General features: G+C 64.8%; 9 protein-coding genes. 7 read left to right on the forward strand and 2 right to left on the reverse strand.

What is annotated here, in order from left to right:
• Window positions 1–192: 192 nt before the first annotated feature.
• Window positions 193–924: a haloacid dehalogenase type II gene (locus AC1DS5_RS00440; RefSeq protein ID WP_477716277.1), complete on the forward strand. Its 732-nt coding sequence runs from the start codon at window positions 193–195 to the stop codon at window positions 922–924.
• Window positions 925–980: 56 nt separating this feature from the next.
• The gene (locus AC1DS5_RS00445; protein ID WP_477716278.1) at window positions 981–3,191 is read left to right on the forward strand and encodes a malate synthase G; all 2,211 of its coding nucleotides are present in this window, start codon (window positions 981–983) and stop codon (window positions 3,189–3,191) included.
• Window positions 3,192–3,261: 70 nt separating this feature from the next.
• Here AC1DS5_RS00445 and AC1DS5_RS00450 read toward each other — a convergent pair whose 3' ends face one another.
• Complete coding sequence (locus tag AC1DS5_RS00450) at window positions 3,262–5,163, reverse strand: sigma-54-dependent Fis family transcriptional regulator (protein ID WP_477716279.1); 1,902 nt, start codon at window positions 5,161–5,163, stop codon at window positions 3,262–3,264.
• Window positions 5,164–5,439: 276 nt separating this feature from the next.
• On the opposite strand from AC1DS5_RS00450, the gene AC1DS5_RS00455 reads away from it, so the two are divergent.
• From AC1DS5_RS00455 to AC1DS5_RS00475, 5 genes are all read left to right on the forward strand, one after another.
• Window positions 5,440–6,915 carry a benzaldehyde dehydrogenase gene (locus tag AC1DS5_RS00455; RefSeq protein WP_477716280.1) on the forward strand — a complete coding sequence of 492 codons (1,476 nt, stop codon included), beginning with the start codon at window positions 5,440–5,442 and terminating at the stop codon, window positions 6,913–6,915.
• Between the two features lie 62 nt (window positions 6,916–6,977).
• Window positions 6,978–7,883, forward strand: a complete 906-nt coding sequence (locus tag AC1DS5_RS00460) for a SphA family protein (protein WP_477716281.1) — start codon at window positions 6,978–6,980, stop codon at window positions 7,881–7,883.
• 27 nt (window positions 7,884–7,910) lie between these two features.
• The gene (locus AC1DS5_RS00465; protein ID WP_477716282.1) at window positions 7,911–8,501 is read left to right on the forward strand and encodes a twin-arginine translocation signal domain-containing protein; all 591 of its coding nucleotides are present in this window, start codon (window positions 7,911–7,913) and stop codon (window positions 8,499–8,501) included.
• A gap of 25 nt (window positions 8,502–8,526) precedes the next feature.
• On the forward strand, window positions 8,527–10,089 hold the full coding sequence (locus AC1DS5_RS00470; RefSeq protein WP_477716283.1) for an FAD-dependent oxidoreductase: 1,563 nt from the start codon (window positions 8,527–8,529) through the stop codon (window positions 10,087–10,089).
• Complete coding sequence (locus tag AC1DS5_RS00475; protein ID WP_477716284.1) at window positions 10,086–11,882, forward strand: carboxylesterase/lipase family protein; 1,797 nt, start codon at window positions 10,086–10,088, stop codon at window positions 11,880–11,882. Before AC1DS5_RS00470 ends, AC1DS5_RS00475 begins: the two co-directional genes overlap by 4 nt.
• A gap of 85 nt (window positions 11,883–11,967) precedes the next feature.
• On the opposite strand, the gene AC1DS5_RS00480 is transcribed toward AC1DS5_RS00475, so the two are convergent.
• The gene (locus tag AC1DS5_RS00480; protein WP_477716285.1) at window positions 11,968–12,981 is read right to left on the reverse strand and encodes a Bug family tripartite tricarboxylate transporter substrate binding protein; all 1,014 of its coding nucleotides are present in this window, start codon (window positions 12,979–12,981) and stop codon (window positions 11,968–11,970) included.
• Window positions 12,982–12,989 lie beyond the last annotated feature (8 nt).

Genomic DNA, 12,989 nt, shown 5'->3' on the forward strand with positions numbered 1-12,989 from the left:
TGGCGGCCGGGCTGGCAGGTCACGCTGGCTGGCGCATACCCCCCTGCACAGACTCATAAAGAACGAGTTAAATAGCATTGAATGTGCCCTGGTTTCCTTCAGATACTCCAGCAAACTACCCATATAAAAGTCACAAATAAAACGATATTCAGTTAATTAATGACTGGCCTTGTATCAAATAAAGTAGAGGCTATGGAAAAACTCCGTACGCTCGCCCCTGTCCCTCCTGTCCGGGGCGTGCTATTTGATGCCTATGGCACGCTGTTCGACGTCTACAGCGTGGGCTTGCTGGCGGAGCAGCTCTTTCCGGGACAGGGGCAGACCTTGGGGCTGCTGTGGCGCGACAAGCAAATTGAATACACGCGCCTGGTCACCACCTGCAATGACGGCGTGCATTACCGGCCTTTCTGGGATCTGACCCGCGCCAGCCTGCGTTATGTCTGCAAGCGCCTGGCGCTGGACCTCACGGCGGAGCGCGAGGAACGGCTCATGAACCAGTACCGGCACCTGTCGGCCTTTCCTGAAAACAAGGGCGTGCTGCAGGCACTGAAAAAGCGCGGCATCGTCACCGGCATCCTGTCCAATGGCGACCCGTCGATGCTCGACGTGGCCGTGAAATCCGCCGGGCTGGAAGGCCTGCTGGACCATGTGATCAGCGTGGACAGCATCCGCAAATACAAGACGCACCCCGACGCTTATGCCCTGGGCCCGCAACAAACCGGCCTGGAGGTGTGGCAGATCGCTTTCGTCAGCTGCAACGGCTGGGACGCACTGGCCGCCACCTGGTATGGCTACCAGACGCTCTGGGTCAACCGCTACCAGTTGCCGTTTGAAGAGCTCGGCACAGCGCCGACATACACGGGCAGCAGCCTGCGCGACGTACTGACACTGCCGGGCATAACCCTGCCTGGCGCTGCGGCATGACGCCGCCGCATTTCCCCACACACTCCACCGTTTTATTTTCACAAGGGACCACCACCATGACCGCCAACACAGCACGCACCACCGCCCACCGCCTCCAGGTGGCCACCGACCTCTACCGCTTTGTTGAAGACAAGGTGCTGCCCGGCACCGGCGTTGACAGCGCCGCCTTCTGGCGGGGCTTTGACGCCATCGTCGCCGACCTGGCCCCCAAAAACATTGCCCTGCTGGCCGAACGCGACCGCCTGCAGAGCGAGATCGACAGCTGGCACCAGGCCCATCCCGGCCCCATCACCGACATGCCGGCCTACCGCGCCTTTCTGGAACAGATCGGCTACCTGGTGCCGCAGCCCGCCAACGTGACCACGACCACCGCTGATGTCGACGCCGAACTGGCCGAGCAGGCCGGCCCGCAACTCGTGGTGCCCATTCTGAATGCCCGCTACGCACTGAACGCGGCCAACGCCCGCTGGGGCTCGCTCTACGACGCGCTGTACGGCACGGACGCCATTTCCGAGTCCGGCGGCGCCGAGAAGGGCAAGGCCTACAACCCGATACGCGGCGCCAGGGTGATCGAGTTCGCGCGCACCTTCCTCGACCAGGCCGCCCAGCTGGAGGGCGCATCGCACAAGGACTCCGCCGCGTATGCGGTAGTGGACGGCAAGCTGGCCGTGACGCTGACGAACGGCGGCCGCGCGGCCCTGAAAGACAGCGCGCAATTGATTGGCTACCAGGGCGATGCGGGCTCGCCCTCGTCGGTACTGCTCAAGCACAACGGCATCCACATTGACATCCAGATCAACCGCAGCACACCGATCGGCCAGAGCGACGCGGCCGGCGTCAGTGACCTGGTGCTGGAGTCCGCGCTGTCCACCATACTCGACCTGGAAGACTCTGTGGCCGTGGTCGATGCCGAAGACAAGGTGCTGGCGTACAGCAACTGGCTGGGCATCCTGCAGGGCACGCTGACCGAAGAAGTCAGCAAAGGCAGCAAGACCTTTACGCGCGGCCTCAACCCCGACCGCCGATACACCGGCGCGCAGGGCGGTGAAGTCACGCTGCACGGCCGCTCGCTGATGTTTGTGCGCAATGTCGGCCACCTGATGACCAACCCGGCCATTTTGTATGAAGGCGGCAGGGAAATTCCCGAGGGCATCATGGACGCGGTCATCACCACGACCATTGCCATGCATGACCTCAAGCGCAAGGGCCAGCCCGGCATCAAGAACTCGCGCGCCGGCTCGGTCTACATCGTCAAGCCCAAGATGCATGGCCCCCAGGAGGTCGCCTTTGCGTCCGAACTGTTCACCCGCGTCGAGGCACTGCTGGGCCTGGCCCCGAACACCGTCAAGCTGGGCATCATGGACGAAGAGCGCCGCACCAGCGTCAACCTGAAGGCCTGCATCGCCGCGGCCGGCGCCCGCGTGGCTTTCATCAACACCGGCTTCCTGGACCGCACCGGCGACGAGATGCACACCGCCATGCAGGCCGGCCCCATGATCCGCAAGGGCGACATGAAGACCAGCGCCTGGATTGGCGCCTACGAGAAGAACAACGTGCTCGTGGGCCTCTCGTGCGGCCTGCGCGGCAAGGCGCAGATCGGCAAGGGCATGTGGGCCATGCCCGACCTGATGGCCGCCATGCTGGAGCAAAAGATTGCGCACCCCCGCGCCGGCGCCAACACCGCCTGGGTGCCCTCACCCACGGCCGCCACCCTGCATGCGCTGCACTACCACCAGGTGCTGGTGTCGGATGTGCAGAAGGAGCTCGAGAAGATCGATGCCAATGCGGAACGCGACAACATCCTCAATGACCTGCTGCAAATTCCGGTGGCGGCCGAAGCCAGGTGGCCGGCGACGGAAAAGCAGCAGGAACTCGACAACAACGCGCAAGGCATCCTGGGCTACGTGGTGCGCTGGATCGACCAGGGCGTGGGCTGCTCCAAGGTGCCCGACATCCACAACGTCGCGCTGATGGAAGACCGCGCCACACTGCGCATTTCAAGCCAGCACATCGCCAACTGGCTGCACCATGGCGTCGTGACCAAAGCCCAGGTCAAGGAGACCTTCGAACGCATGGCCGCCGTCGTGGACAAGCAGAACGCCGGCGACCCGCTCTACCAAAACATGGCGGGCCACTTCGACACCTCAGCGGCTTACAAGGCCGCCTGCGACCTGGTGTTCAAGGGGCTGGAGCAGCCGAGTGGCTACACCGAGCCGCTGCTGCATGCGTGGCGGCTGAAAGTGAAGGCGGGTACGGCTTCGGCTTGACGATGCCATCTTCTCGATAGCGATAGGGATAGGGATAGCTAACGGCGAGTTGGGGCGAGTTGGCCGTTGATCATTTCGCCAGCTTGCGGTAGAGCGTTGCGCGGCCGATGTCCAGCAAGGCAGCCGCGGCGGTGACGTTGCCGCCGGTTTGCCGCAGCGCCGCATCGATGGCCTGCTGTTGCGTCTGCCGCCAACTCAGCCCGTCGTCGGGTGCACCGGTGCGCGGACGAGCAGACGGTACTCCCAGGCCGGGTCCATGGTCGGGTTCATGGTCAGGGAAGTGACTCAGGGTGAGCGCTTCATCGGCGTCCAGCAACGCGAGTGCCAGTCGAAGCGCATGGCGCAACTGGCGCACGTTGCCCGGCCAGCGTCTGCTTTTGAGCGCCCGGCGCAGCCCGGCGTCGAGCCGCTGCGGCGCGCAGCCCTGCTCCGCCAGCAAGGCGTCAAGGACTGCGTTGAAATCACTTCTCATGCGTAGCGGCGGTACCTGCAACTGAAAACCACTGATGCGGTAATAAAGATCCTCGCGAAAGAGCCCCGAAGCCACCAGCGCGCGCAGATCGCGGTGGGTCGCACAGACGATGTGCACGTCCACCCGCACCGCCCGGGTCGCGCCGACGCGCAGGACCTCGCCACTGTCGAGCACGCGCAGCAGCCCAACCTGCAACTCAAGCGGCATGTCGCCGATTTCGTCAAGCAGCAAGGTGCCGCCCTGGGCCGCTTCGATTTTGCCCGCGCTGCCGCCGCGCCGGGCGCCAGTGAAGGCGCCTTCGACATGGCCGAACAGCTCGGCGGCCATCAACTGGGGAGCGATTGCGCCGCAGTTGATCGCTATTAACGGGCCGTCGTGGCGATGACTCACTTCGTGCAGGGCGCGGGCTGCGACTTCCTTGCCAGCGCCGGTTTCGCCCGTGACCAAAACCGGCAACCCGGCATGGAAGGCGCGCAGCGCGCGTTCAAAGTCGGCGGCAAAGGACGCATCGCCAAACTCGGGCCTCGGCGCGGTGCGCGGCGGCGCTGGACGGGTGGGCGTGGCAACGGATCGCGCCATGGGCGGCACGCCCGAGGCGCGGGCGCGCAGCTGCACCCCGCCACGCAGACGCAGGCTCAGTTCGCCGCTCGCCTGGCTTGCCGCAGCGGCGAGCGTATCGAAACGGCCGTCAAACAGGTCGCTGAAGCCCAGCCCCTGGGGAACGAAAGGAACCTCGATCAGATGGCGCGCGGCGATGTTGGCCGCCAGCAGGCCGCCATCGCGGTTGAAGGCGAGCCAGGCTTCATCGCTCGCATCCTGCGTCTCCAGCCGCAGCCGTACGAATGCCGGGAGCGCCTCGAAAAGCTTGCGCTCGATGCGACGGGCGCAGCGCTGGGTCAACGCCACGGCACCGGCCGCCAGGCCCGGCATGTCGCGCGAGATATCAACCGCGCCGACCACGCGCCCCTGCGGGTCAAACACGGGTGCAGCGCAGCAGTGAAAGATCTGGTTGTCGGCAAAAAAATGCTCGGGCCCGAGCACGCGGACCACCCGCTGCTCGGTCATCGCCGACGACATCGCGTTGGTGCCGATCACCGCCTCAGACAGATCGACCCCGGGACGAAAGGCTTGCCGTAGCGGCTCGCTACGGCGGTCGGTGCAACCCTCGACCGCCAGGGCGCGCCCCTGGACATCGGTGAGCAACACGGCATAGCCGGCGTCCGAGACCGCGCGGGCGAGCGCATCCAGCTCGGGGCGTGCCGCCTCCAGCAATGTGCGCTGGGCCTCCAGCAAACGGGCCAGTGCGAGACGGTCCACGGGATCGAATTCCACCTGTTCCGAGGCGCCGCGACCCTGACCCCGGCAGCGTTGCCATGAACGCAGCACCGGGTCGTCAACCAGACCCGCGGGCGCACTGCCTTCGTCAAAGAAGGCCCGGCGCGCTTGCCAGATGCGTTCCGGAGCGTAGAGGTTCGGCTCAAAAGTAATCGCTTGTTGCAAGGTTGTCTCCAGGGCTGCCAGCACGTATGCGTTTCTCTGGTCGTCTCGATTTGAGACCCTCGTCTCGTTTTGAGGCGATATCCCGGCGGGGCGACATGCAGTTTAATTCCTGAAGATACCACCACACATGGTAATTACCCGGACGATACCGCCACTTTATGCAGTTAACTGCCTTTGTGGCACGCCCCTTGCGGAAGAGACGGCGTTGGACGGCGGCACTGGTGGCGCCGCATGGTCAGCAAATCCATCAAAAACACAAGCATTGGAGACAAACACATGGACACCCTTCTTTATCCGCCGCCGAGCCAGGATCACTGGACGGGAAAGATTTACAGCGATGGCTGGGTCGCGGCACAAGGCGGCACCGCTGCGGTAGTGGAGCCTGCCACCGGCGGCACGCTGGGCCAGGTCGGTATCGCTTCGACCGCAGACGTTGACCGTGCCGCGCGGAGCGCCCAATCGGCCCGCGCCGCATGGGCCGCGACCCCCTTTGACCAGCGCGCGGCCGTGATGCGCGAGGCCGCGCGGCTGCTGAAGGAGCGCGCCGGCGAAATCAATGGCTGGAATGTGCGCGAATGCGGCTCCATCATGCCCAAAGCCGAATGGGAGCTGAACGCCACCTACGAGCAAATGCTGATGGCCGCCGCGCTGCCGATGCAGGCCAACGGGCAGATGTTCCCCTCGACCATGCCCGGGCGAACCAACTTGTGGCGGCGCGTGCCGATCGGCACGGTGGGCGTGATTGCCCCGTGGAACTTCCCGCTGCTGCTGGCCATGCGCTCGGTGGCGCCGGCGCTGGCGCTGGGCAACGCGGTGCTGCTCAAGCCTGACGCGCAGTCCGCCGTCACGGGTGGCATGTTGATCGCCCAGGTGTTTGCCGACGCCGGCCTGCCGGCGGGCGTTTTGCATGTGCTGCCGGGCGGCCCCGCCACAGGCGATGCAGTCGTGCGGCACCCGGCGGTCAACATGATTTCGTTCACCGGCTCAACGGCGGTGGGGCGGCAAATTGGCGAAGTGTGCGGTGGCTTGCTCAAAAAGGTGGCGCTGGAGTTGGGCGGCAACAACGCCATCGTCGTGCTGGACGATGCCGATATTGAAGCCGCCAGCTCCTGCGGTGCCTGGGGCGCTTTTTTGCACCAGGGACAAATCTGCATGCAGGCGGGCCGCCACCTGGTGCACCGCAGCGTGGCCGAGGCCTATTCCCAGCGGCTGAAGCAGCGCGCCGAAGCGCTGCATGTGGGCGACCCGCACGCCGGCCCCGCACATTTGGGACCTGTCATCAACGCCAAACAGCGCGACCGCATTGACCAGATCGTGCAGGCCTCGGTGGCGCAAGGCGCGCGCGTGGTGACTGGCGGCACCTACGAGGGCTTGCTCTACCGCCCGACCGTGCTCACCGAGGTGCAGCCGGCCATGCCGGCGTTCACCGATGAAATTTTTGGCCCGGTCGCCCCCATCACCGTATTCGACACCGACGAGGAGGCGGCGGCCCTGGTCAACGCGTCGGCCTACGGTCTGGCGGCGGCCATCCACAGCAGCAACATCTCACGCGCCATGGCGCTGGCCAACCGCTTGCACACCGGGATGATTCACATCAACGACCAGACGGTGAACAACGAGTTCCACGTGCCCTTTGGCGGCATGGGCGCCTCGGGCAATGGCGGGCGCTTTGGCGGTCCGGCCAATCTGGAGGAGTTCACGCAAAGCCAGTGGGTCAGCGTGATGGACAAGCCCATCGTGTACCCGTTCTAAATCAAGCCACTCAACCCTGTTACCCCAAAAACCCCCGACCCCCCCGAAAAACCCGGAAAATCATGAACCCTCGTCAAAACACCCTGCGGTCAAACATCACGCTCGCCGCCGCCCTTGCCTGCTTGCTTTGCACGCCTGCCTTCGCCACCGAAGGAGGCGGTAGCGCCTACCCGAACGGCGCGGAGAACTTCCTGGCCGGTGCGGCGCCTCCCCCCGGTACCTACGTGCTGCTCTACCCCTCGTACGACCACCTGAACAAGCTGCGCGACAACAACGGCAACGAAATCCCCGTTCCGTTCAAGGTCGATGTCGCGGCCCTCGTTCCCCGCTTTATCTGGATCGGTGAAACCAAGATGCTGGGAGGCAACTTCGGTTTTCACGGTTTCCTGCCGCTGCTCGACATCAATGCCAAGATTGCGGGACTCAGTCAACACAAGAAAGGCCTCGGCGACGTCATCTTCGGCCCGTTTCTGACCTACCACCCCTCAGACAAACTTCACTACGTGCTGGCGGTGGATATCCATGCACCCACCGGGTCGTATAGCAAGACCGATCTGGTCAACCTGGGACGCAACCACTGGACTGCCGGTCCGGTGGCAGCGATCACCTACACACAGCCGTCGGGCATCAACGCCGACATCAAGCTGCACTATGAATTCAACGGCTCCAACAAGGACACGAAGTACCGCTCCGGCCAGGAGTTCCATTTCGACTATGCACTGGGCTGGGGCTTCGGCAACGGCTGGACAGCGGGTGTGGGAGGCTATGCCTACAAGCAAATCACCGATGACAAGGTTTCCGGTGTGATCGTGCCGAATGCCAAGGGCTCGGCGATGGCGATCGGGCCATCGATCAAGTACCAGAGCCCTTCGGGTTTCTTCATTACCGCCAAGTTCCAGCAGGACTTCGCGGTTCGAAACCGGCCTGAAGGCGCGGCGCTGAAGGTCAAAATGATCCTGCCGTTCTAAGACGCAAAACCCAGCCAAGGAGACACCATGCCATTCGATTCTCATCACCAGGCCGCCGACCTCAGCACGGTGGTCGCGGCCATCGGTCGCTTGCAGCGGCGCGACTTTCTGCGCTTTTCCGGCGCGGGTGCCATCACGGCACTGGCCGGTGGCGCCAGCCTTGCGGCCCTGCCTCCCGGCGTGAAGTTCATCAACGAAGCGGAAGCCGCCATCTTCACGCGGCTGGCGCAGGTGGTGCTGCCGGTGGCCGGTAGTCCACTGGTCCCGTGGACGCCGGACGGCTTGCTGCAAACGCTGGACGGCGCGCTGCTGGCCACCATGGCGCCACATATTTTGACGGGCCTCAAAGGCGGCATGCAGTACTTCAACGACGGCCCCGTGGCCCTGTACAAAAAGCGTTTCACCGCGCTCGATGACGCCGAAGCCACGCAGTTCTGCGATGCCTGGGGCAATTCGGAACTGCCGCCGCAACGCGGCCTGACTGTGGGGCTGAAAAAGCTGATCCAGCTGTCGTACTGGGCGAATCCGGCAAGCTGGGCACCGCTTGGCTACGACGGACCGATGACCAAGCGCCTGGGCCTGAAGTCCCTGGGCAACGCACCGCTGCCGACACGCTGAACATCACCATTCAAGGACACACCACATGAAAAAATCCATTCCCGTGAAGCTCGCCAAGCAGGGACTCAAGGTCACGCAGGCCGTTGACATCACGCAGGAAAAACTGCACCTGAAGGCCGACGCAGTGATCATCGGTTCGGGCGCTGGCGGGGCCATCGCCGCCTACGAACTGGCGCGCGCGGGCAAGACGGTCATCGTGCTGGAGGCCGGGCCATACATCCCGTCGGAGAAGTTCACCGAGATGCTGGCCGTCTCGATGGGAACGCTCTACCAGGACCACGGCGGGCAGTCCAACATGCACGGCGATATTGCCATCCTGCAAGGCGCCTGTGTTGGCGGCTCCACGGTGGTCAATGCGGCGCTGTGCTTTCGCACGCCCGATTACTACCTGAAGCTGTGGGCCAAGGAGTTCGGCCTGACCAACCTCACCACGGCGGTGATGACGCCGTACTTTGAGAAGATCGAGCGCAACCTGCACATCCGCACCGTCGCCTCGCACGAGACCAGCGCGGGCGCGGCGCTGATTGGCGTGGGCATGAAAAAGCTGGGCTACCCCGAAGGCAAGGCGCGGCGCAACATCAAGGACTGCGCACTCACCGGCGCCTGTTTCAGCGGCTGCACTTCCGACCGCAAGCAATCCATGCTGGTGACCTACCTGCCCTGGGCCGTGGCGCATGGCGCGACCATCTTCGCCGACACGCGTGTCACGCAAGTGCTGGCCGAGGGCGGCAAGGCCAGTGGCGTGCTGGCCGAGGTCATCGACCCGGCTACCGGCAAGAAAAAGGCCGATGTGCGCGTTGATGCCCCCATCGTCGTGCTGGCGGCCGGGCCGATCCAGACGCCGCTGCTGCTGCTCAAAAGCGGGCTGGCCAATAGCAGCGCGCAAGTGGGCAAGAACTTTGCCTGCCATCCCACCTTGTCGGTCACCGCTGAATTTCCCCACGAGGTCAACGACTTCCATGGCGCGACCCACTCGCTCTACATGGACCAACACACACTGCCCGAGAAAGGCGGCTACCTGTTGCTCAACGCGATCCAGGAGCCGGTGGAGGCTGGCTTTCAGGCCGAGCCCGGCACCGGCAAGCCCTACGTGGCCTACATGACGGGCTACAAAAATACGATCCGCCTGATCAGCCTGATCCACGACAAGAATGTGGGCGAGGTGCGCTGGGAAAACGGCCAGAAACAGATCCATTACACGGTCGACAACGACGACTTCGATGCGATGAAAAAAGGGCTGGTCGCCACGGCGCGCATTCTGTTTGCCTCCGGGGCGAGCAAGCTCTACCTGCCATCATCGAACAAGGCGGTGGTCGAGAGCGCCGATCAGGTCGAAAGCGTGATCGGCGCGTTGAAGAACGAACCGGCACGCTACAAATACACCTCGTTCCATCCGCAGGGCACCTGCCGCATGGGGCGCGACGCTAAGACCACCGTGGTCAACCCCTATGGCGAAACGCATGACGTGAAAAACCTGTACGTGGCCGATGCCAGCCTGCTGCCGACCTCGATTGGCTACAACCCCTCGGAGACGGTGTACGCGCTGGCCAGCTACATCAGCGACCGCATCGTCAAAGCGCACGCATGAGGGCTGCGCAGCGCATCCTTGATGCGGCGTCCAGGCGCCGTGTGACCGGTGGCGAAGTCATCGGCACGCGTGAGCCGGGCGGCGTCCACGGCTGGCGTGGCATCCCCTACGCCAGCCCGCCCACCGGGGCCTTGCGCTGGCGCGCGCCGCGCCCTGCCGTGCCCTGGAGCGGCGTGTTCGAGGCCTGCGCGCACGGCTCGATGGGGCCTCAATACGCCGACTTGCTTTCCGGCACGCCAGCGCAGCAACGCGGCCAGATCGTGGGCGACGAGAACTGCCTCACGCTCAACATCTTCGCGCCCGCCTTCGAGCCGGATGCGGTGCCGGGCGCAGGCCAACGCCGCCCGGTGATGGTGTGGATCCACGGTGGCGGCAATTCAGTGGGCACCTCGGCCACCTACGACGCGACGCGCAACTATGCGAGCCACGATGGCCTGGTGGTCGTCACCGTCAACTACCGGCTCGGTGTGCTGGGCTGGTTCACCCACCCGGCACTGCATGACGCCGACGACGCCACACCCGAGGAGCGTTCGGGCAACTTTGGCACGCTCGACCTGATTGCCGCGCTTCGATGGGTGCAGGGCAACATCGCGGCCTTTGGCGGCGACCCCGGCTGCGTGACGATCTTTGGCGAATCCGCTGGCGGACAGAATGTGCTGACGCTGTTGGCGAGCCCCCTGGCCCAAGGCCTGTTCCACCGAGCGATCGCGCAGTCGCCGGTGGCCGAGACCTTCAGTGTCGAACAGGCGGTGAACTGGCGCGACGACGTGCAGCCGGGCCACCGCGAGAGCGCGCTGGAGGTCACGGGGCGGCTGTGGGTCGCCGAGGGCCGCGCCCATGACCGCGAGAGTGCAAAGAAGCACCTCGCGCAGCTGCCCGCAGCAGACATTGCCGCCTTTCTGCGCTCGCTCAGCCCGGCCCGGCTGCTGGGCGCCTTCACGCCCGGCAGCGTTGGGGTCTACCTGGCGCCTCGTCCCGTGCGCGACGGCGTGGTCCTGCCGCGCAAGCCACTGGCCGAGGTCTTCGCCGCCGGTCAATGGAACCGCGTGCCGGTGATCCTGGGCAGCAATCGCGACGAGTTCAAGACCTTCAGTGCAGACAAGCCCGAACACTCGCGCCTGCTGCTGGGGAAGGTGCCGATTCTGCGCGATCGCCGCGCCTATCAGGTTGAGATGAAGTACATGTCGCTGGCCTGGAAGGCACTGCATGTCGATACGCCGGCCGATGCGATGCTGGCGGGCGGACACGTCGATGTATGGACCTACCGCTTCGATTGGGATGAGGCCCCTGCCATACCCTTCATCCGCCCCGACCTGCTGCTTGGCGCCGCCCACGGCATGGAGATGGCCTTTGCCTTTCGCGACACGGCGGGCGAACTCGATATCTTTGGCGTCAACACGCCGTTCAACCGGTCCGGCCGGTCCGTGTTGACCCAGGCGATGGGCGATGCGTGGACCCGCTTCGCACGCAACGGCATACCGACGCTGCCAGGCCATGAGTGGCCGCGCCGCGGTCTCGATGCGGAACAAGCCGAGTGCCTGCTTTTCGACACGGCGCGCGATGGCGGCATCCGCATGGCGCGTATACGCACCGACATGGCGGCCGTCAAGCAGGCGCTGAAGACCGATGCAGCGGCCGAACCCGCCACGCTGCGCTGTCGCATCCACGCCCGCCTTTTCGTATGGAACCCGCTGTTCGCAGGCCACGGCGATACATCGGAATACGAGCGTTGGTGCCGCGAGTTTGGTTGTACCGTTCCTGCCGTGGAGTTCCGGCCGCGGGTCGAAATCTGACTGACGGCGCAGCCCCACCATCGCGGCGCGGCTGCGCGATTCGGAGCTGGCTCTCGTGGTTCCCGTGGTTCCCGTGGTTCCGGTATCAGCTTGCCGTCGCGCCAGATTTCTTCACGAGCTCGGCCCAGCGCGCGATCTCGGACTTCATGTGCGCCGCGAGCTCCTCAGGCGAGCTTCCCACGATCTCCATGCCGAGCTGGTCGGTCAGCTTGGCCGCCACGTCCGGCATCTTCAGGATTTTGACAATCTCGGCATTGAGCCGCTGCACGATGGCTGGCGGTGTTCCCTTGGGGGCGTACACCGCCTGCCACGAGGCCATCTGGAAGTTCTTGATGCCCGCTTCCATCATGGTGGGCAGGCTGGGGGCCAGCGCCATGCGCTTGGGGGTGGTGACCGCCAGCAGCTTGAGCTTGCCGGCCTGGGCCAGCGACACGGCCGCCGTCATCTGGTCAAACATGAAGGTCACCTGGCCGGACGAGACATCCAGCATGGCGGGCGGCGTGCCTTTGTAGGCGATGTGGGTGAGCGGCACGCCAATCAGGTCGGCAAACATCTCGCCGGCCAGATGCGTCGAAGTGCCCGCGCCCGAGGAGGCGAAGTTGCGCCGGGATGGCTCACGCTTGAGCAGCGCCACCAGGTCCGCCACCGAGTTGATGCCCAGGTTGGGGTTGACGATTAACACATTGGGCAGCATGGCGACCAGCGCGATCGGCTCAAAGTCCTTGACCGGGTCGTAGGGCAGGTTCTTGTAGAGGCTGGCATTGATGGCGTGCGTGCTGATGGTGCCGCCCAACAGCGTGTGGCCATCCGCCCTGGCCTTGGCCACGTAGGTCGCGCCCACGGCGCCGGCGGCGCCCGGTTTGTTGTCGACGATCACCGGCTGGCCCAGTATCTCGGCCAGCTTCTGCGACAACGTCCGGCCAATCACGTCCGTGGAGCCGCCCGGCGTGAAAGGAACGACATAGGTGATCGGTTTGGCAGGCCAGCCCGGGGTGCCGACGTCCGCGGCGCTCGCCACGCCGGGCAGGGGCAACAAGGTGCCGAGGCCCAAGCCACCCAGGCCAAGAACCGCCTTGCGGCGGGAAAAATTTGTCGTCATCACGGATT

The organism is Polaromonas sp. P4_H1, from assembly GCF_056400945.1.

Bases quoted from the DNA above. Each gene is read 5' to 3' on its own strand.
- AC1DS5_RS00455 (WP_477716280.1), top strand. From the start codon at position 5,440: ATGGACACCCTTCTTTATCCGCCGCCGAGCCAGGATCACTGGACGGGA.
- AC1DS5_RS00480 (WP_477716285.1), bottom strand. From the start codon at position 12,981: ATGACGACAAATTTTTCCCGCCGCAAGGCGGTTCTTGGCCTGGGTGGC.
- AC1DS5_RS00470 (WP_477716283.1), top strand. From the start codon at position 8,527: ATGAAAAAATCCATTCCCGTGAAGCTCGCCAAGCAGGGACTCAAGGTC.
- AC1DS5_RS00475 (WP_477716284.1), top strand. From the start codon at position 10,086: ATGAGGGCTGCGCAGCGCATCCTTGATGCGGCGTCCAGGCGCCGTGTG.
- AC1DS5_RS00440 (WP_477716277.1), top strand. From the start codon at position 193: ATGGAAAAACTCCGTACGCTCGCCCCTGTCCCTCCTGTCCGGGGCGTG.
- AC1DS5_RS00460 (WP_477716281.1), top strand. From the start codon at position 6,978: ATGAACCCTCGTCAAAACACCCTGCGGTCAAACATCACGCTCGCCGCC.
- AC1DS5_RS00465 (WP_477716282.1), top strand. From the start codon at position 7,911: ATGCCATTCGATTCTCATCACCAGGCCGCCGACCTCAGCACGGTGGTC.
- AC1DS5_RS00445 (WP_477716278.1), top strand. From the start codon at position 981: ATGACCGCCAACACAGCACGCACCACCGCCCACCGCCTCCAGGTGGCC.